Here is a 15,809-nt window from a genome sequence, read left to right on the forward strand (position 1 = left end):
CCGTTTCATACGCACGGCCGACGTGGGTGTGTCAGCCTTTGGAGCTAAAGTGCCGATGGAATGCGTCGAGAAAGGGGCGAAAGCTGGACCAATTAGAATTTTTGAATAATTGTCAAAAAATTGCCAAAGTCTGACGCTGATTGGCGTCGGTTTCGGGGGGGGAGCGGGGAAAAGCCACCGAAATGGCGTGTGATCGTCTGCGTAGAACGACGTATTTGCCGGTTGGCCAATGGACTGATTTTCTTCAATTGGGGTGCGACAGTGTGAGGTCGACTGCTAAAAATGTCAGCCTAGTGGTCGGTTTTTCGCAGAATATAGATGTCCATGATCCAACCGGATTCGGCGCGTGCATTTGCGCGGGCTTGGATGATTTTGTCGCCGACCTCGCCCAGCGGACCAGACATCAGAGTCTGTTGTGGCATGCCAACATAGGCGCCCCACCAAATGTGAATGCCCGTCGGATCAAGATGAGAGAAAGAGCACTCTCCATCCAGCATGACCGCGACTGTGTCAGCCTCCTGCGGCCATCCGGCGTCGCGCAGATTTCGGCCTGTGGTGATCAAAACCGGAGCGCCCAGCGTGTTGAGTGGTATGGTGTGCGCCGCAGTCAACATCTGAAGTGACGTGATGCCAGGCACGACGTTGACCCGCAAAGGTGTCCCGCGTGCGATCAAGCGATCCGAAATGCGCAACGTACTGTCATATAGCGACGGGTCGCCCCAAACCATCAAGGCAACGCGACCGTCAGGCTGGATGTGGTCTGTGATCAGGTTTTGCCAAATGCCGGCGAGGGCATCGTGCCAGGTGTCGACGCCATCAAGGTATTTGGGAGTATTCGCATCGCGCACAGGGTAGTCGAATTCGATAATTTCCGGCGCCGTGGTCAGGATCTCGGTTGCGATCATACGGCGCAGGTCGGCGAGGTCCGATTTTTCCGCGCCTTTACGTGGCAACAGGATCACGTCGGCACTGTCCAGAGTCTTGATCGCCTCACGGGTAAGGTGGTCGGGGTTGCCTGAGCCAATACCGACAAGCGACAGCGTGATCATGGGCTTTCCGCCAGTTCACCAAACAATATGATGCCGGGCGCAGAAGAGATGTCTTTGGCCAATTGTGTGGCGAGATCCTGCATGGTTGTGCGGGTCAATGTCTGGTCTGGGTGGCTGACATTTTCGGCCAAAAGAGCAGGGCAGTCTCGACGCAGGCCGGCGTTAAAAAGTTTTTCCGCAAGTTCAGGGAACGTGCGTTTGGGCATAAACAGCACGGTGGTCGCACCGGGGTCAGTCAGCGATTGAAGATGCAGGTCATCGGGCAGGGCCCCAGCCACATCGTGGCCGGTTACAAACTGCACGCGCCGTGCCACAAGCCGGCGGGTCAGCGGAATACGAGCTGCGGCCGCCGCCGCGCTGGCGGACGTCACACCTGGCACGATTTCAAAATCGATGCCGGCCTCTTGCAGTGCTGCAATTTCCTCTTCAAGGCGGCCGAAAATGCCACTGTCACCGGATTTCAATCGCACTACACGTGCACCACCTTTGGCGTAATCCACCAACAACTGGCTAACATGGTCCTGTTTGGGTGAGGGGCGACCCGCGCGTTTGCCAACACCCACGAGGTCGGCGTCTGTTTTGGCATGCTCAAGAATCCTGCCCGCCGACAGATCGTCAAACAACACGGCCTCGGCATTTTGGAGCCGGTCCACAGCCTTAAGGGTCAAAAGCTCAGGGTCACCGGGGCCGGAACCTACGAAGCTGACAAAGCCGGTCATTGGCCTGCCTCTGCGATCAAATGGAAAAAGGTGCCTGTGACGTGGCCTTTGATTGAGCCGGTCTCTGGTACTGGATTGCCATCTGCATCACCAACATTCGCCAGCGGTGCGTCGGGTTCGTCCAGAATAGTGGTGTAGTGGAACTCATGGCCACGCAAACGTGCGCCCGAGTCAAACCCTAGCATTGGGGCCCGCAAAGTGGCCTGTCGGTAGCCGAGGTGAAACTTGCGTTTCTCATATGAGGTCACAAGCCCCAAAAGGCCTGCCATTTCATGGGCGATGCCGTCCTTGTCGATCAGCTTTGAGCCAAGCGCCATGTAGCCACCGCACTCGCCGTGCACCGGTTTGGTTTCGGCGTGTTTGCGCAGTCCGCTTAGGTAGGTCTTGTTTGCAGCCAAACGACCCGCGTGCAATTCTGGGTAGCCGCCGGGCAACCACACTAGGTCGGCATCGCCGGCAGGGGCTTCGTCTGCAAGCGGTGAGAACGGTAAGATTTCCGCGCCAGCGTTACGCCATCCGGTCAACAAATGCGGATAGGTAAAACTGAAGGCCGCATCGCGGGCCAGCGCAATGCGTTGAGCAGGCGGTTTGGGCAACGTGCCGGTTTTTGCGTCTCCGGCGCGCGCTGCGGATTTGATGGCGGCAAGGTCCACATGATCCCGCAGGAACTTTGCATAGCCGGTGATAGCTTCTTCGAGATCGGGATGTTCGACCGCCTGAATGAGGCCAAGGTGGCGTTCAGGCAGGGCAAGGTCCCCGCGACGCGGCAGCACGCCAAGCACGTTTATGCCCGCCTGATCCATACCGAGGCGCGCTAGCCGTTCGTGACGGGGCGACGCGCAGCGGTTCAGGATCACACCTGCGAAGGGCAGTGTTGGGTTGTATGTTTTGAATCCCAAAGCAGTCGCGGCCGCTGATTGTGCTTGGCCGCCGACGTCAATTACCAGAACCACCGGCCATCCCATCATCAATGCGGTTTCTGCCGAGCTTCCAAAGCCATTTTCGCCGCGTGTTGCGACGCCATCAAACAGCCCCATTGAGCCTTCGGCCACGACGATGTCGGCGCCCATGGCCTGTTCGGCGATGCCGCCCGCAAGCTCGGAAGGCATCGCCCATGTGTCTAAGTTAAAGGCCTGGCGGCGGGCAGCGGCGTGGTGAAACGCCGGATCGATGTAGTCGGGGCCGGATTTGAATGGTTGCACCTTGAGTCCGTCTTCGGCCAATGCGCGCAGCAGCCCTAGCATAACGGTGGTTTTGCCGGTGCCGGAAGATGGCGCGGAGATCAGGATGCCGGGGGGCGGGGTGGTCATGTCAGTCATCTCCGTGTTGCCAACCGGACCACTGGCTGTTGGCCGTTTGTGGTCGGTACCGGCGATCGTATTCGCTGGCGTAGAGGCAGCTTTCGTCAAATCCTTCACCAGCCAGCGCTGGCCCTACAAGGATCAATGCTGTGCGGGTGATGTTTGCGGTCACAGCCTGCGCTAGTGTTTTTAGAGTGCTGCGGATGATCTGTTGATCGGGCCAACTGGCGCGATAAACGACGGCAACTGGGCAATCCGCACCATAGGCCGGTGTCAGGTCAGCGATCACCTGGTCGAGGTTGCCAATAGACAAGTGGATGGCCAACGTCGCGCCGGTTGCCGCAAAATTGGTTAGCGTCTCGCCTTCTGGCATCGTAGATGCGCGGCCCGGTGTGCGGGTTAACACCACAGATTGTGCAAGGCCCGGCAAGGTGAGCTCGGTTTGCAGTGCTGCGGCAGCTGCGGCGAAGCTGGGCACGCCCGGTGTGACAGAAACCGGGATGCCCTCGGCACGCAACCGGCGGATTTGTTCACCCATTGCCGACCACACCGACAGGTCGCCGGAGTGCAGACGGGCGACGTCTTGGCCCGCATCATGCGCTGTTTTGCATTCAGCGACGATGGCATCGAGATCCAAAGGCGCGGTATTGATGACGCGCGCGTGTTTAGGGCAGTGCGACAGAACGGTGTCAGGCACCAGCGAACCTGCGTAAAGACAGACCGGACTAGCGGCGATCAGGTCGCGCCCGCGCAGGGTCAGCAAATCAGCAGCTCCTGGACCGGCCCCAATGAAATGTACGGTCATGAGCGCACCCCACGCGCAATTGCGCAGGTGGCAAGCCGGTCCTTGGAAACCACCCGTGGTCCGGTGAGAGTGGCTCCGTCTCCAGCAGCAACGAGTGCGCAGGCTTCCGCAACAGATCCTGTGCCGCGTTTTTCACGTACCTTGGCTGAGTCTGTCATGGTGGATGCGGACTGCATCAACTCGGCCGGTATTTCGATCACAGGCATGCCCAAAGCGCTTGCAAGTTCTTGCAACGCTTCGCTTTGAGCCTTGTCCACCGGCGCGGCGATCGCGGTGATCTTGCGCGCACCGGTGGCCGTCAATGCGTTCTCAAGGCTGTCAATGGTGGCGTCGGCGCGAAAGCCGAACCCTGCAACGATCATTTGGACACACTCCATTGCACGATAGGATAGCTGGATTTCCAGCCACGTTTGCGGCCCAAGGCATTTGCATGCGCCAGTTCGATACGCAAGAGGTCGCCGCCTTTTTCTGCGTGCCAATCAGCAAGCAAAACCTCTGCCTCAAGAGTGACCGCATTGGCAACAAGGCGAGCGCCGTCCGGCATCTGCGTCCAAACTGCCTCAAGCATTTGCGAGGTGATGCCACCGCCAATGAACACCGCATCCGGTGTCAGCAGATTATTAAGAGCGGCGGGCGCAGTGCCTGTGACCACTCTCAGTCGGTCAACGCCCAGATTGGTGGCATTACCGGTGATACGCGCTGCCCGCGCAGCGTTCGCTTCAACAGAGACGGCCTGCGTCGTTGAGTGCGAAAGCAGCCACTCAATGGCAATGGAGCCAGAACCCCCGCCGATGTCCCACAGCCGTTCGCCGGGCCGCGGCGCGAGTGCGGACAGTGTTAAGGCCCGCACCGGACGCTTGGTGATCTGACCATCGTGTTCAAAGAATTCGTCGTCAATGCCAGAGGTCGTGGGCAAAGGTAATCCTGAGCCATGAAAAACCAGACTGACGCACACGGGGTGCGCCACATCGGTCAAGTCATAGCTTTCAGCGGTTGTCTGTCTCACTCGTTCACGCGGCCCGCCAATTGCCTCCATGACGTGCATCTCGGATGCACCAAAACCGTGATCCACCAGCCAATTGGCAAGATCGCCAACCGCCGTTCCGTCGCGCAGGGTGACGATCGCATTTTGGCCCGCAGCCGCGTGGCGACGCAGGCTTGAAAATGGTGCGGCATGCAATCCAAGAGTAATGGTTTTTTCCAGAGGCCAGCCGAGTTTGGCAGCGGCCAAAGACATTGTGGACGGCGCAGGCAAGACCCGACATTCTGCGGGGTCTAGATGGGCCATTAACGCGCCGCCTGCGCCATGCCAAAAGGGATCGCCAGACGCGAGCACAACCGTTTTGCGCCCACGCCGCGCGAGCAATTTGGGGATCCCCTCAGCAAAAGGTATTGGCCATGTGACGGTTTCGCATGCCAACTCCGGCAGCAAAGACAGATGTCGTGCCGCGCCCATAACGGTCTCGGCCTGTTCAAGTGCTTTCCGGCTTGCGAGCGACAGGCCATCTGGGCCATCTTCGCCCAGACCGACAATGGTCAGCCAGCACTCGGTGAGCAGGGGATCACCTTTCATGATGACCAAACTCCTTATTCTCGGCGGCACCACCGAGGCCAGCCTGTTGGCCCGTGCCGTGGCGGATCGAGGCGTGGACGCGGTGTTTTCCTATGCCGGACGCGTCGCCGCACCCAAAACGCAACCTGTCCCGACGCGGATCGGCGGCTTTGGTGGCGTTGTCGGTTTCGCGAACTATATCCAGCAGCATAACATCACACATGTTGTGGACGCCACGCATCCGTTTGCCGCGCAGATGAGTTGGAATGCCTACCATGGATGCGAGGCCGCTGGCGTTCCGCTTGTTGCGTTTTCCCGGCCGGTCTGGACTGCGGGTGATGGCGATAATTGGACACATGTTGCGAATATCGACGGCGCAGTTTCTACCTTGAGAGGCCCGGCTAGGCGGGTGTTGCTGGCGCTGGGCAAACAGAGCGTGTCTGCTTTTGCCTCCAAGCCGCAGCATCACTACATTCTTCGACTGGTGGATGTACCGCAGATTGCGCCCGACTTGCCCTCGCACAGCATAGTTGTGTCGCGTGGGCCGTTTGACGTGGCCGGCGACCGTGCGTTGATGCAATCGCATGGGGTGGATCTGGTGATTTGTAAAAACAGTGGCGGCGTCGGGGCCGAAGCCAAACTGTTCGCGGCCCGAGAATTGGGCGTGCCAGTGGTAATGATTGATCGGCCCGAGGTGCCTACCCGTCAGGAGATGTCGACGATAAAGTCGGTTTTGGACTGGGCGACCACCTGACTCGTATGGCCGACGGACCACGTTCATTTTGCCACCGATCGCGGCGTGTAAACCATAGGCGTGCCATCTCTTGCGATGATCCGGGTCTGGCTTGAGCCAAGCAAAACCACGGTGCGCATGTCGGCCATGTCCGGCGAGGTATCCTGTAAGGGCACAATTTTGATGGTTTGATCAGGGCGTGACACATTGCGGGCAAAGATCATCGGGCGATTATCGCCGCAGCTTTCCTTGAGCGTTTTGAGCGCCTTTTTAAAACCTTCAGGGCGGGATTTGGAGCGCGGGTTGTAAAACGCCATCGCGAAATCGGCTTCTGCTGCGAGACGTAGGCGTTTGTCGATCAGCTCCCAAGGCTTCATGTTGTCGCTGAGGTTTATGGCGCAGAAATCATGGCCCAAGGGCGCGCCGCAAGCCGCCGAAGCCGCCAGCATAGCTGTGATGCCGGGCAACACGCGGATGTCGAGATCGCGCCAAATTGGGTCGCCGTGTTCGACCGCTTCATAGACCGCAGCCGCCATTGCAAAGATGCCGGGGTCGCCAGACGACACCACAACAACCCGCCTGCCGTCTGCCGCCATTTCAAGCGCATGCCGCGAGCGGTCGAGTTCGACGCGGTTGTCAGAAGGGTGCAACGTAAGGTTCGGGTTGTCAGACACGCGCTCGACATAAGGAATATAGCCGACCGCATCCGTGGCCTGCGCCAAAGCCTCTTGGACTTGTGGTGTCACGAGGGCCGCGTCACCGGGGCCGATGCCGACGATTTGCACCCAGCCGCTCATGGGCGGCGTCCTTGGCCGTGCACCACAATGATCGAGAAGTAAGGCGTCACGTCGTCGGTCATTTCGCTAAGCTTGGTGACGGTTTGCTTGGCCATCGTGGCGTATTGCACGATCCATGCGTCATCAAAGCGGCCACCCGATTTCAGAGCGGCGATCACCTTGTCAAAATTGGTGCCAATTTTCATGATCACCAGCGCATCCGTGCGCGCAATATAGTCCGACAACGTGTCTTGGGGCAGGGTGCCCATCAACACTGTCAACACATCGTCGCCCCATGTGATGGGCGCCTCGGTGGCAGTCCATGCGCCCGACATGCCGGTGATGGCAGGCACGACTTGCACGGGCACGACGTCGCGCAGACGGGCATAAAGATGCATGAAAGAGCCGTAAAAGAACGGATCGCCCTCACATAGCACGACCACATCTTCGCCGCCTTTTGCCAATGTGATGAGGTGTTGGGTGACGTCTTCATAAAAGGCTGAAAGCATCTGATTGTAGCGCGGATCCGAAAGAGGGATTTCCGTGGTGACAGGGTATTCCATAGGGAATTCGATGACGCTGTCAGGCAAAAGGCCTTCAACAATTTGACGCGCTTGGCCTTTTCGGCCAGCTTTGCGGAAAAAGGCGACATGTTTCGCGCCGGTCAGCAACCGGTGCGCGCGTACACTCATCAAATCGGGATCGCCCGGGCCAAGGCCCACGCCGTGGATGGTTCCGGTTTGGGTCATTCTTTTCGGCTCGCAATGGCGTTGATGGCGGCCACAGTCATGGCAGAACCGCCAAGGCGGCCTTGAACAATCATGCATGGCACGGGTTGGTCGGCCCAAAGCGCGTCTTTGCTTTCCATCGCGCCGATAAAGCCGACGGGGCAGCCGATGATGGCGGCGGGGCGGGGACAGTCGGGATCTTCCAACATGTTGAGCAGGTGGAAAAGCGCAGTCGGGGCATTGCCGATGGCGACAATTGCACCCCCAAGCTTGTCGCGCCAATGCTCAAGCGCAGCCGCAGACCGCGTGTTGCCGATCTCTTTGGCCAGCTCATAGATTCCGTCGGCGTGCAGTGTGCAGATCACCTCGTTGTCGGCGGGCAGACGAGGGCGGGTGACGCCTTCGCTGACCATACGCGCGTCGCAAAAGATCGGCGCACCGGCCTCCATTGCGCTGCGAGCGGCGGCGACCATGCCGGGCGAGAATTTGACGTGCTTTTCAAGCCCGATCATGCCGGCAGCATGGATCATACGCACGGCCACTTGTTCTTCGTCGCGGTCAAACGCGCTTAGGTTGGCCTCGCGCCGGATTGTGGCAAAGCTCTCGTCATAGATCGCTTGACCGTTCTTTTCGTACTCATAAGGCATCAATGCGTTCCTAAGGCTTTAACAAGACTGTCCGGCGTGAGGTCGGTTTCTGTGGGCTGATCCCACGGTGTGCCGTTTCGAACAAGATCAAACGCACCGTCGCGGCCCACCAACGTGGTGGCGCAAGCCCGCGGGCGGGCGCATCCTTTGGCACAGCCCGACACATGCAGAGGGCCGGTGAACTGACCAGCCAAGGAGCGGGCGATTTCGCGCGTTTCCACTGTGGCGATGGCACACAGCGGTGCGCCGGGGCAGGCGTCGGTGGTCAAAAGCGGATCGGTGGCGGTGGTGATAAAGGCGGCGGTTTCGGCCATTTCGGCGCCTTCCATCAGGAACAGCCGCCATGGGGTGACGCGCAGCGCTTTGGCAGCGGTGGCGGTCATCAAGGTCTTTAGGGCGGTTGCTTCGATCTGGCCAAACGCCACGCCAAAGACGGCGCCAAGAGCGGTTTGGCCAGGCTTCAAAGGTTGGGCCGGGGCCGCGGGTAGCACGGCTTGCCAGTCTGCGGGCAGGGTTGTCAGCATCGTGTGGCGCGCCATGCGGCGGTTTTCGCGCCCGCCTGTAGCGACAAACCAGTCAGCCATTTCGATTAGCGCATCAATGGCTGTGTCGACAGTCACTGCGCGGCCTCGGGACATGCCGTCCGCGCGCAGGATCAAATCGCCTGTGGCCGTGCGTTCAAACCGAAAGTCCGCCGAGTTCTGAGTGAACTGCGGCGCGATATCTGTGTCGATGGCGTAGCCCATTTTGGCGGGCAGCTCTGGCAAGTCGCCAAGCCGCGCCATGAGGTCAGTGGCAAGCCGCGTGGTGTTGTCACCTTTGGACAACATCGGCGCAATCAGGATGTTGCGGCGGCCCTCCAGAATAGGATCGTCGGGCAGCAAGCCAATGTCTTGCAGGCGGTCGAGCACAGCTTGGTGATTGCCCTCCGTCACGCCTCGTATTTGCAAGTTGGACCGGCTGGTTAGATCAATCAGTCCCGAGCCAAACGCCAAAGCCGTGTCACAAAGACCAAACACTTGATCCCGCGTGAGGCGTGCCAATACGGGACGCACACGTACCACCAATCCGTCGCCCGACATCATCGGGCGATAGGCGCCGGGGCACCAACCTTTGACAGACGGAGAAGGCGGAGTTTGGGTCATGCGGTTTGCTCCAGTTCCGCAAGGATCGAATTGCGCCGTGTGGCCCAAAGACCGGCAGCATGAAGAGCAGCAAACCGGTCGCGCATCGCCTCAAGCGCCTGCGGGTTTTCGCGTGATAGAAAGTCGATGATGTCCCGATCGCCGAGGGTTGCGTCGTAGTAAGCATCAAAAAGCTGCGGTGGCACTGCGCCTGCGAGATTGGCAAATGCCGCCATGTGATCCAGCGTTGCGGCGATTTCGGCACCACCGCGGAAGCTGTGGCGCATCATGCCAGCCAGCCAATCGGGGTTGGTGGCGCGGGCATGCACCACGCGCGCAATTTCTTCGGTCAGGCTGCGGGCGCGTGGATTTTCGGGGTTGGTGTTGTCCACGTGATACAGGTTGGCAGAGCCGCCTGTCACGGCTTGTGCGGCGGCAAATCCGGCCTCATGAGCTGCGTAGTCCGAGGCCACAAGCACGTCGGTTTCAGGTAGGTCTTGCAGGTGGACAAAGCTGTCGGCGGCACCCACGCGGGCGCGGATGCCCTCGGCGTCTTTGGCGATTTTCTCGCCATCCAGCGCATAAGAAGACGCGTTGAGCCATGCCTCGCCCGCGGCTTGACGGCCTTCGTCAGAATAGTTTTCAATCTCGTGTCCCATGCCAAGGCCATAGCTGCCGGGGGCAGGGCCATAGACGCGCGGCGCGGTGATACGGCCAGCAAACGGGTTCCAATCCGGCGCTTCGTCGCGTTCAGCCAAGGCTTTGACCGCTTGGCCAAAGAGGGTGGATAGCGTCGGGAACACGTCGCGGAACAGGCCCGAGACACGCAAAGTCACGTCGACGCGGGGGCGTTCAAGCAAGGCGATGGGCAGGATTTCGACGCCGGACACCCGCTCGGACCCTTCGTCCCATACAGGCTTTGCGCCCAACAGGTGCAGGGCCATGGCGAATTCTTCGCCTGCGGTGCGCATGGTGGCACTTCCCCAAAGGTCGACGATCAGGTTCTTGGGGTAGTCACCGTCTTCTTGCAGATGGCGGCGCACCAGTTCTTCGGCCAGTTTTACGCCTTGGGCATAGGCCGAGCGCGACGGTACAGACCGTGGGTCGGTGGTATAAAGATTGCGGCCCGTTGGCAGGACGTCGTGACGCCCGCGATAGGGCGAGCCGGACGGGCCTGCCTCGATCCGTTTGCCACTCAGTGCGCGCAACAGCGCATCGCTTTCGGCTTTGGCAGACGGGGTCGCGTCAAAGCTGCCTGCGGTTTGAGGCGCGCGGCCAAAAATATGAAGTCCGTCGCCAAATTGGCTTTCTTTGATGTCACACACAAAGGTGTCGATGCGGGTGATCGCTTCGGCTAAGGAGGTCGCCGAAGTCAGTCCAAGTTCGGTCTGAAGATCAAGCGCTTCGGCTTCGTCTTTGATGTCGCTTTGCAGACGGTCACGGCGCTTGGGATCAAGCCCGTCAGCGTTTGAAAACTCATCCAACAGCGTTTCCAAACGTGTAAACCGTTGTGGCGTCGCGGATGTCTTGAGCGGCGGCGGCACATGGCCCAGCGTCAGCGCATTGATACGGCGCTTGGCTTGCGCGGCCTCGCCGGGGTCGTTGACGATGAACGGATAGATCACCGGCAGATCGCCAATCAGGGCTTCAGGCCAGCAAGTGTCAGACAAGGCAACAGATTTGCCCGGCAGCCACTCAAGCGTGCCGTGCGCGCCGACATGGATCATCGCGTCAGACCCAAGCGAGTGGCGCAGCCAAAGGTAAAAGGCGACGTAGCTGTGGCGCGGCACTCGGGTCAGGTCGTGGTATTCATCTTCACGTTGCTGATCACTGCCCCGCTCGGGTTGCAGTGCGACAAGCGCATTGCCGTGGTGCGTGGCTTTGAAGTGGAACGCGCCGTTTGTGAATGCCGGGTCGTCTTGCGGCGTGCCCCAAGCGGAGGCCAGATCGTCTTGCAGAGATTGCGGTAGGTCGGCCAGAGCCGCAAGATAGTCGGCAAGCGGGTATGTCAGCGTTTCCGACACCAGCGCCTCAGCCAGAGGTGGCTTTGGTTGGTTGGTTGTGAAGCCTGCCTGCGTCAGATCATCCATCAACGCATCAACACTCGCGAGCGGGTCCAGACCAACCGCATGGGCCATGTTCCAGTCTTTGCCCGGATAGGTGGACAGCACACAGGCGACGCGTTTGTCGGCGTTTGGCTTGGCAGCAAGTTGCACCCAGCCTTCGACCTTGTCGGCGATGGCGGTGATCCGGTCTGGCAGAGCGCGGTGCGCAAAGCGGGAATATTCCAGCGCGTCGTCTTTTTTACCGGGTTCCTTGAAGGAGCTGACGCCCGCGAACAGCCGCCCGTCCACTTCGGGCAGGACCACATGCATTGCGAGATCGGCTGGCGCGAGGCCGCGTTCGGCTTCGGCCCATGCCTTTTTGCGCGACGTGGCCAAGGCGACCTGAAATACAGGCGCGTCGGTTGCGTCGAGCGGGGATGTGCCGTCGTCGCCTTTGCCGGAAAATGAGGTGGCGTTGACGATGGCCGCAGGGTGCAGGGATGCTAATATTTCGGCCAACCAAGTCGCCGAGGCGGGCACTTTGAGCGAGGGCGCAAACAGGCCAACCACGTCAAAGCCGCGGCTGCGGAACTCGGTGAACATAGCCTCGATTGGCGCGGTGTCAGCGGCGCTTACGTAGGCGCGGTAAAACGTCAGCGCAACCAAAGGCTTGTCGGTATCGCGCGCTTTGATTGGATCGCAAAGGCCACTTTCCGGTGTCCAGCCACCGTGATCGGGCAGGGCTTTGGAACCGACAACCGGCCGCGCATAAAGACCCGCCGCCAAAGCCAGTTGCGCCAGAGCGGCTTGGGCGGCAATCGCGCCGCCGGTGTCGCACAGATGTGTCAGGCGGTGCAGCGTCGAGACAGGCAGGGTCGAAACCTCATCCAGCCGCTCATCAGGGCGGCCATCCGCTGGCAGAACCGCCAACGCGATGCCTTTATCTGCGGCCAAAGCCTGCACCTGTTGGATGCCGTATTGCCAGTAAGAAATGCCGCCGATCAAACGGATCAGGATGGCTTTGGCGCCAGCCAGGGTTTGCTCGATATAGGTGTCCACCGACAGCGGATGTTTGAGCGCAGTAAGATTGGCAAGCCGCAGAGGTGGCAAATCTCCGTCGCTGCGATGCCAGCCCGCCGCGAAAGCCCCGAGATCGCTGTCAGAAAATGACAGCACCACAAGATCGGCCGGGGACTGTCCCAGATCGATCGGGGTGTCGGCCTCGTCAAGGCCATGGCTTTCGCGAAAGACTACGTGCATGTCGGCTTAGTCTAGCAGAGCCGCGCGGATCGCTTCGACATTTACGTCGTCATGTTCCGCAATCACGACCATCCGGCCCTGACGGGCTTCTTCGGCTTTCCAAGGGCGGTCAAACTGATGACGTACGCGCGCGCCTACGGCTTGCACCAGCAAACGCATAGGTTTGCCAGTCACGGCCGCATAGCCTTTGACGCGCAAGATGTTCTGTTCCTTCGCCATTTTCTCGATCTTCGCGGCAAAAGCAGCGGGGTCGGATTGCTCCGGCACATCCACAACGATGCTTTCGAAATCGTCGTGCTCATGGTCGTGATGGCCGTCGTGGTGGCTTGGACGCGCGTCCATATCGTCTTCGGCGGCGGCTTCAAGGCCAAGGATCACGCGCGGGTCCACTTCGCCTTCGGCGACTTCGACCACAGGCAGCGGGCGCGGTGCTTCTGCCAGTACGATTTCTTTGGCTTTGGCCACACCCTCGGGGCCGGCAAGGTCGGGCTTGGTCAGCAAGACAATGTCGGCGCAGCTGATCTGATCTTCAAACACCTCTGACAGGGGTGTTTCGTGGTCCAGACCTTCATCGGCTTCGCGCTGGGCGTCCACTGCGGCTACGTTAGGGGCAAAGCGGCCATCGGCCACGGCTTCCGCATCGGCCAGTGCGATCACGCCATCAACGGTGATTTTGGAGCGGATATCTGGCCAGTCAAAGGCCTTGAGCAAGGGTTTGGGCAGGGCCAATCCAGAGGTCTCGATCAGGATATGTTCGGGACGGGGATCAAGCTGCATAAGCGCTTCGATCGTCGGAATAAAATCATCCGCCACGGTACAGCAAATGCAGCCGTTTGCCAGTTCGAGAATGTTCTCGGCAGGGCAGTCAGGGATCGCGCAGGATTTCAGGATTTCGCCATCCACACCGACGTCGCCAAATTCGTTCACAATCACTGCGAGGCGCTTGCCTTGCGGGTTCTGAATGAGATTGCGCACCAGCGTGGTTTTGCCAGAGCCTAGAAAGCCAGTGATGACGGTGACAGGCAGTTTTTCAAGGTTGCTCATTCGGGGATCTCCAGTGGGGGAATGCGGGCGATGCAGTTTTTACGGAAATGGGTCGAGCGTTCGCGCCACGGCACAAGACCATCCGCGGTTGCGGCATATTTGGTGATGCCATCAGCGACCAGTTCGGCGTCCTCAGACCCTGTGAAATTGCCATAGACATAGGTCCAGCGCTCGTCACCACCGCGCACAGTGATGGAACAGCCAAAGTCGCAATTGGAGAAACACTCAACGCCTTTGATGGTCACGTTGTCGGGCAGATCAGACGCGGCAAGCGCATCAAAAAGCTGCGTGCCGGGGCGGGGGCCTTCGGCGTCGGTTGGCCGTCCGGCACGGCAGGTCGTGCAGACAAGCAATTCGACTGGAGCAGAAGCGTCAGCCATCAAAATCGGTCCCTCTTTGGGGACGGGGAAAGCGCGGGAAGCCGTTGGACAGCCCGACACCGAAACACCCCGTCCGGTTCATGTCACTCGCGCTGGCAGGTCTCCCGGCTTGCGGATCTCGACGCTTTTGGCGTCTGCGGCCCCCCTGCCTTCCCGGATGTCTCCAGTGGCTGTGGCGGACCTCTCCGGTCACGGTCGCGGGGGCGGCTGCGTTTTCGGGGTTGTCATCCAACCCCTTTCGCATTCCCTTTTCACCTGCTCTAAGAACAGGAACCAGCGTCATCCCGAATGGGCAATGATGACACCAGAGTCAAGCGCGAACGGAGAGGCATCTATGTCAGAGACCACAGACCAAAACGACCGCCACAAGGCAAAAATGGCAAAAATCAAAGCCGCGCGCGACCGGATGATGGCCACCAAGACCGAAGAAAAAGGTCTGATCATGGTGCACACGGGGCCGGGCAAAGGGAAATCGTCGTCGGGATTCGGCATGATCATGCGCTGCATCGCCCATGAGATGCCGGTGGCTGTGGTGCAATTTATCAAAGGTGCGATGGCGACAGGAGAGCGAGCGTTTCTGGAAGAGCACTTTGCCGATGAGGTGAAATTTCACGTGTCCGGAGAAGGCTTTACGTGGGAAACGCAGGATCGCGAACGCGACATTGCCAAAGCAGAAGCAGGCTGGGAGTTGGCCAAAGAACTGATCCGTGATCCAGCCAACCAGTTTGTTATGCTGGACGAAATCAACATCGCGCTGCGCAACGATTATCTGGATATCGACGATGTGGTGGATTTTTTGCTTAGCGAAAAACCCGAGATGACACATGTGCTTTTGACGGGGCGCAATGCCAAGGAAGAATTGATCGAGGCTGCGGATCTGGTTACCGAGATGACGTTGCTGAAACACCCGTTTCGCGATGGGATCAAGGCGCAGGCCGGGGTGGAATTCTGATGACAGTCAAACGCCTTTTGACCGAATTTGGTATGGGGTCATCGCTGCGCCGTCAGGATTATACCGAGGCCGCGAGCCGTGCTGTGCGCGACGCGCTGTGGCACAATTCGATCAACCTTGCCGAGCTGTTTGGCAAAGACAAATCCGAGATGGTCATCACCGTGGATGTGGCCGTACAGCAGCCAGAGCAGATTGATGTTGAGACCATCGCCGCGATCTTTCCTTATGGCCAAGTCACTGTAAATCCAGTGAAAGGCGGGTTGGATGTGCCAAGGAACGATGGCGGCAATCCAACGGTGATTGCCAATATCGCGATCTCTGTGGCGATGGATGTGGAGAATGCAGCATGAGCGATCAGCGCTTCATCATCGAAATGGGTATGGGCAACAGCCAATACGGGCAGGATTACACCAAGGCTTGCGCTCGCGCGATCGAAGACGCGATCCGCCACTCATCTATCCCGATGTTCGCGGCTTTGGGAAAAGACCCCAAAGAGATGCGCGTGCAGGTCACAGTGGGCGTTCAAGAACCTGACAAGGTCGACTGCGTGGCCTTGGTGGCACATCTGCCGCGTGGCAAAGCGTCTGTCAAAGCGGTGTTTGGCGGCATGAATGTGACCAATCCGGACGATGGCAACGTGTTGGTTATCGCCTCCGCTGCGGTCGAGGCGTTCTTGCCGAAAATGGAGTAATTT

Annotated in this window: 17 protein-coding genes and 1 riboswitch; of the genes, 4 read left to right on the top strand and 13 right to left on the bottom strand. The window is 59.5% G+C overall.

The window, feature by feature from the left end; genetic code table 11:
* Window positions 1-290 precede the first annotated feature (290 nt).
* From cobF to cbiE, 6 genes are read right to left on the bottom strand one after another with little or no spacing between them, the layout of a single operon-like run.
* Complete coding sequence (gene cobF, locus PG871_RS09930) at window positions 291-1,049, bottom strand: precorrin-6A synthase (deacetylating) (RefSeq protein WP_270729006.1); 759 nt, start codon at window positions 1,047-1,049, stop codon at window positions 291-293.
* Window positions 1,046-1,768: a uroporphyrinogen-III C-methyltransferase gene (cobA, locus tag PG871_RS09935; protein WP_270729008.1), complete on the bottom strand. Its 723-nt coding sequence runs from the start codon at window positions 1,766-1,768 to the stop codon at window positions 1,046-1,048. The genes cobF and cobA overlap by 4 nt, the downstream gene beginning before the upstream one ends.
* Window positions 1,765-3,087, bottom strand: coding sequence for a cobyrinate a,c-diamide synthase (locus tag PG871_RS09940; RefSeq protein WP_443020486.1), 1,323 nt, complete (start codon window positions 3,085-3,087; stop codon window positions 1,765-1,767). The genes cobA and PG871_RS09940 overlap by 4 nt, the downstream gene beginning before the upstream one ends.
* Complete coding sequence (cobM, locus tag PG871_RS09945; RefSeq protein ID WP_270729010.1) at window positions 3,080-3,874, bottom strand: precorrin-4 C(11)-methyltransferase; 795 nt, start codon at window positions 3,872-3,874, stop codon at window positions 3,080-3,082. Before cobM ends, PG871_RS09940 begins: the two co-directional genes overlap by 8 nt.
* On the bottom strand, window positions 3,871-4,236 hold the full coding sequence (locus tag PG871_RS09950; RefSeq protein WP_270729011.1) for a cobalamin biosynthesis protein: 366 nt from the start codon (window positions 4,234-4,236) through the stop codon (window positions 3,871-3,873). The genes cobM and PG871_RS09950 overlap by 4 nt, the downstream gene beginning before the upstream one ends.
* Complete coding sequence (cbiE, locus tag PG871_RS09955) at window positions 4,233-5,447, bottom strand: precorrin-6y C5,15-methyltransferase (decarboxylating) subunit CbiE (protein WP_270729012.1); 1,215 nt, start codon at window positions 5,445-5,447, stop codon at window positions 4,233-4,235. Before cbiE ends, PG871_RS09950 begins: the two co-directional genes overlap by 4 nt.
* Before the next feature lies 1 nt (window position 5,448).
* On the opposite strand from cbiE, the gene PG871_RS09960 reads away from it, so the two are divergent.
* The gene (locus PG871_RS09960; protein WP_270730856.1) at window positions 5,449-6,180 is read left to right on the top strand and encodes a cobalt-precorrin-6A reductase; all 732 of its coding nucleotides are present in this window, start codon (window positions 5,449-5,451) and stop codon (window positions 6,178-6,180) included.
* 23 nt (window positions 6,181-6,203) lie between these two features.
* Here PG871_RS09960 and cobJ read toward each other — a convergent pair whose 3' ends face one another.
* From cobJ to PG871_RS09995, 7 genes are read right to left on the bottom strand one after another with little or no spacing between them, the layout of a single operon-like run.
* Window positions 6,204-6,956, bottom strand: coding sequence for a precorrin-3B C(17)-methyltransferase (gene cobJ, locus PG871_RS09965; RefSeq protein WP_270729013.1), 753 nt, complete (start codon window positions 6,954-6,956; stop codon window positions 6,204-6,206).
* The gene (gene cobI, locus PG871_RS09970) at window positions 6,953-7,684 is read right to left on the bottom strand and encodes a precorrin-2 C(20)-methyltransferase (RefSeq protein ID WP_270729015.1); all 732 of its coding nucleotides are present in this window, start codon (window positions 7,682-7,684) and stop codon (window positions 6,953-6,955) included. The genes cobJ and cobI overlap by 4 nt, the downstream gene beginning before the upstream one ends.
* Window positions 7,681-8,310 (bottom strand): precorrin-8X methylmutase, encoded by a 630-nt coding sequence (locus PG871_RS09975; protein ID WP_270729017.1) that lies wholly within the window; start codon window positions 8,308-8,310, stop codon window positions 7,681-7,683. The genes cobI and PG871_RS09975 overlap by 4 nt, the downstream gene beginning before the upstream one ends.
* Window positions 8,310-9,455 (bottom strand): cobalamin biosynthesis protein CobG, encoded by a 1,146-nt coding sequence (locus tag PG871_RS09980; protein WP_270729019.1) that lies wholly within the window; start codon window positions 9,453-9,455, stop codon window positions 8,310-8,312. Before PG871_RS09980 ends, PG871_RS09975 begins: the two co-directional genes overlap by 1 nt.
* Window positions 9,452-12,739, bottom strand: coding sequence for a cobaltochelatase subunit CobN (gene cobN / locus PG871_RS09985; protein WP_270729021.1), 3,288 nt, complete (start codon window positions 12,737-12,739; stop codon window positions 9,452-9,454). The genes PG871_RS09980 and cobN overlap by 4 nt, the downstream gene beginning before the upstream one ends.
* Window positions 12,740-12,745: 6 nt before the next feature.
* Entirely contained in the window at window positions 12,746-13,783 is a 1,038-nt protein-coding gene (cobW, locus tag PG871_RS09990; RefSeq protein ID WP_270729022.1) for a cobalamin biosynthesis protein CobW, read from the bottom strand.
* Entirely contained in the window at window positions 13,780-14,163 is a 384-nt protein-coding gene (locus PG871_RS09995; protein ID WP_270729024.1) for a DUF1636 domain-containing protein, read from the bottom strand. The genes cobW and PG871_RS09995 overlap by 4 nt, the downstream gene beginning before the upstream one ends.
* 77 nt (window positions 14,164-14,240) lie before the next feature.
* Window positions 14,241-14,456, bottom strand: a riboswitch (cobalamin riboswitch).
* 41 nt (window positions 14,457-14,497) lie between these two features.
* Between PG871_RS09995 and cobO the strand changes: the two genes are divergently transcribed.
* Genes cobO through PG871_RS10010 form a run of 3 tightly spaced genes read left to right on the top strand, consistent with a single transcriptional unit; the run spans window position 14,498 to window position 15,806 of the window.
* A complete protein-coding gene (gene cobO / locus PG871_RS10000; RefSeq protein WP_270729026.1) occupies window positions 14,498-15,115 on the top strand; it encodes a cob(I)yrinic acid a,c-diamide adenosyltransferase in 618 nt (205 codons plus the stop codon).
* Window positions 15,115-15,465: a Lin0512 family protein gene (locus tag PG871_RS10005; protein ID WP_270729027.1), complete on the top strand. Its 351-nt coding sequence runs from the start codon at window positions 15,115-15,117 to the stop codon at window positions 15,463-15,465. Before cobO ends, PG871_RS10005 begins: the two co-directional genes overlap by 1 nt.
* Window positions 15,462-15,806, top strand: a complete 345-nt coding sequence (locus tag PG871_RS10010) for a Lin0512 family protein (RefSeq protein WP_270729029.1) — start codon at window positions 15,462-15,464, stop codon at window positions 15,804-15,806. Before PG871_RS10005 ends, PG871_RS10010 begins: the two co-directional genes overlap by 4 nt.
* Window positions 15,807-15,809: the final 3 nt, after the last annotated feature.

The organism is Shimia sp. Alg240-R146, assembly GCF_947331465.1.
Taxonomy (GTDB): Bacteria; Pseudomonadota; Alphaproteobacteria; order Rhodobacterales; family Rhodobacteraceae; genus Shimia.

Coding starts and splice junctions, on each gene's coding strand:
- cobF (WP_270729006.1), bottom strand. CDS start 1,049: ATGATCACGCTGTCGCTTGTCGGTATTGGCTCAGGCAACCCCGACCAC.
- cobA (WP_270729008.1), bottom strand. CDS start 1,768: ATGACCGGCTTTGTCAGCTTCGTAGGTTCCGGCCCCGGTGACCCTGAG.
- PG871_RS09940 (WP_443020486.1), bottom strand. CDS start 3,087: ATGACTGACATGACCACCCCGCCCCCCGGCATCCTGATCTCCGCGCCA.
- cobM (WP_270729010.1), bottom strand. CDS start 3,874: ATGACCGTACATTTCATTGGGGCCGGTCCAGGAGCTGCTGATTTGCTG.
- PG871_RS09950 (WP_270729011.1), bottom strand. CDS start 4,236: ATGATCGTTGCAGGGTTCGGCTTTCGCGCCGACGCCACCATTGACAGC.
- cbiE (WP_270729012.1), bottom strand. CDS start 5,447: ATGAAAGGTGATCCCCTGCTCACCGAGTGCTGGCTGACCATTGTCGGT.
- PG871_RS09960 (WP_270730856.1), top strand. CDS start 5,449: ATGACCAAACTCCTTATTCTCGGCGGCACCACCGAGGCCAGCCTGTTG.
- cobJ (WP_270729013.1), bottom strand. CDS start 6,956: ATGAGCGGCTGGGTGCAAATCGTCGGCATCGGCCCCGGTGACGCGGCC.
- cobI (WP_270729015.1), bottom strand. CDS start 7,684: ATGACCCAAACCGGAACCATCCACGGCGTGGGCCTTGGCCCGGGCGAT.
- PG871_RS09975 (WP_270729017.1), bottom strand. CDS start 8,310: ATGCCTTATGAGTACGAAAAGAACGGTCAAGCGATCTATGACGAGAGC.
- PG871_RS09980 (WP_270729019.1), bottom strand. CDS start 9,455: ATGACCCAAACTCCGCCTTCTCCGTCTGTCAAAGGTTGGTGCCCCGGC.
- cobN (WP_270729021.1), bottom strand. CDS start 12,739: ATGCACGTAGTCTTTCGCGAAAGCCATGGCCTTGACGAGGCCGACACC.
- cobW (WP_270729022.1), bottom strand. CDS start 13,783: ATGAGCAACCTTGAAAAACTGCCTGTCACCGTCATCACTGGCTTTCTA.
- PG871_RS09995 (WP_270729024.1), bottom strand. CDS start 14,163: ATGGCTGACGCTTCTGCTCCAGTCGAATTGCTTGTCTGCACGACCTGC.
- cobO (WP_270729026.1), top strand. CDS start 14,498: ATGTCAGAGACCACAGACCAAAACGACCGCCACAAGGCAAAAATGGCA.
- PG871_RS10005 (WP_270729027.1), top strand. CDS start 15,115: ATGACAGTCAAACGCCTTTTGACCGAATTTGGTATGGGGTCATCGCTG.
- PG871_RS10010 (WP_270729029.1), top strand. CDS start 15,462: ATGAGCGATCAGCGCTTCATCATCGAAATGGGTATGGGCAACAGCCAA.